The sequence below is a fragment of the Nocardia panacis genome (assembly GCF_003598715.1).
Classification (GTDB): Bacteria; Actinomycetota; Actinomycetes; order Mycobacteriales; family Mycobacteriaceae; genus Nocardia; species Nocardia panacis.
Genome location: NZ_QZFU01000048.1, coordinates 1 through 1,630 on the forward strand (window position 1 = coordinate 1; position 1,630 = coordinate 1,630).

1 protein-coding gene is annotated in these 1,630 nt (G+C 49.7%); it reads right to left on the reverse strand.

From position 1 onward, the window contains the following. Nucleotides 1-92: 92 nt before the first annotated feature. The gene (locus D5S18_RS36755) at nucleotides 93-1,457 is read right to left on the reverse strand and encodes an ISNCY family transposase (protein WP_074730239.1); all 1,365 of its coding nucleotides are present in this window, start codon (nucleotides 1,455-1,457) and stop codon (nucleotides 93-95) included. Between the last annotated feature and the right edge of the window lie 173 nt (nucleotides 1,458-1,630).

Genomic DNA, 1,630 nt, shown 5'->3' on the forward strand with positions numbered 1-1,630 from the left:
TAGTTGCTCCTGAAAAAGTCGATTTTCAAAAATAGTTTCGGGTTGCTGGCTGGGTTGTGAGGGGGAACTTTCCCTAATGATCGGTTTCCATGTTAGTTTTGGAGCATTTTTGCCGCTCTTTGCAGGTTGTGGGTCAGAATCCCGAAGCCGACCCAGCATTTTGAGCCGACAAAGCCCCGATACCTGCTGCGGTTCAAACCGTACTTCCGCTTGAGAAGACTAATCTTCGCTTCTCCAGCTGCACGGTAACGCTGCAAGTCTTTGAACCATAATTCGTTTTCGTACTCGGATCGGGCAATGCCTTTTTTGCCCTTTCGCGGCAAGCTAGCTCGCTTCACACCAAGTTCGGTAATGGCCGTTTCGTTCTTCTTGCTTGAGAAACCGCGGTCGGTCGCTACAGCTTGCGGCGCTTTGCCGAATTGCTTGATATGCGCCTGTACAGCGGGAACGAGCAGTTCATCATCCGAGGGGTTCCCCTCGTAGACAGCGTAGCCGGTCACAAAGCCGCTTTCCGTCTCGTCGATTCGCACCTTGTAGCCGAACTCAGTTCCTTTGGCCAGCTTACCTTTCTTAATCGGTCTTGCTTCCGGGTCAAAGAAACTGACGATCCGATCTGCGATGATTCGATTGCCGGAAACGACCTGTTTGGCTTGTTCCAACAACTTGCCGGTTAGCGTGACCGCCTCGGTCAGTTTGGTTTTACTTTGTCGAAGAGCAGCTTTGCCCTTGTCTTGCAGTTTCTCGATAACGGTTTGCGCCTTGTTCACAACGTTCTCGGCTACTTCGATTACGCTCCCAGTGATCCGGTCAACTTCTTCCCAAGATTCACGGGTGCGGCGACGTAGAACTTTCGCGATGGACAGAATCTTTTCCTTGATTTCTGCCGTACGATCTTCAAAGCCTTGAACAGTGTGGGAGGCGACTTTCCGGATTTTCTGAATCGTTCGAGTGATGACTTTTACGCCATCTTGCAACAGCGTAGCGTCTGTCGGGTGATGGATATCGGATTCCACAACCGTCGTATCCGTGCGCAATTTGCGGGTTTTCAGAACGGCTTTTTCCTCACACTGCTTTACGAGTGCGGCATTGATGTCTTCGACGATCTTGTCGCCGTAGCGTTTGCGGGCATAGATGAGCGTAGACGGGTCGGGCATCGGTTCGTCGATGGCAAACCGGCAGAACATTCGCCATGTGATGCTGTCACCGACTTCCTTCACGAGTGACTCGTAGCCCAAATTGTATTTATGCTTCAGGACCATAAGACGGATGTACTTTTCAATTGCAAGCGTAGGACGGCCGCTTTTCTTGCCTTTCGGGTGCAACTCAGTAAACGGTTGAAGAAAACGGTCGTCGTCCAGTAATTGATCTATGATTGCAAGCTCGACCGGCAACTTTCTAACAGATTCCGGGAGAATGGCATCCCAGATGGTCAATTGCTCGTCTCGAAGTTTCAACATTTTCTTCACCTCTTGGAAGGATTCCCGAGGGCTTCTGTTGAACTCCTATAGCAAAGGAATTCTTCCCTCGGGGTGTGGAACTTTGTTATCTCGACAATAACAATTTCCATTTTGAGGTGCTGAATTCCTTTTAATTATGCTCAAAACACCCTGACTTTTTCAGGGGAAACTAA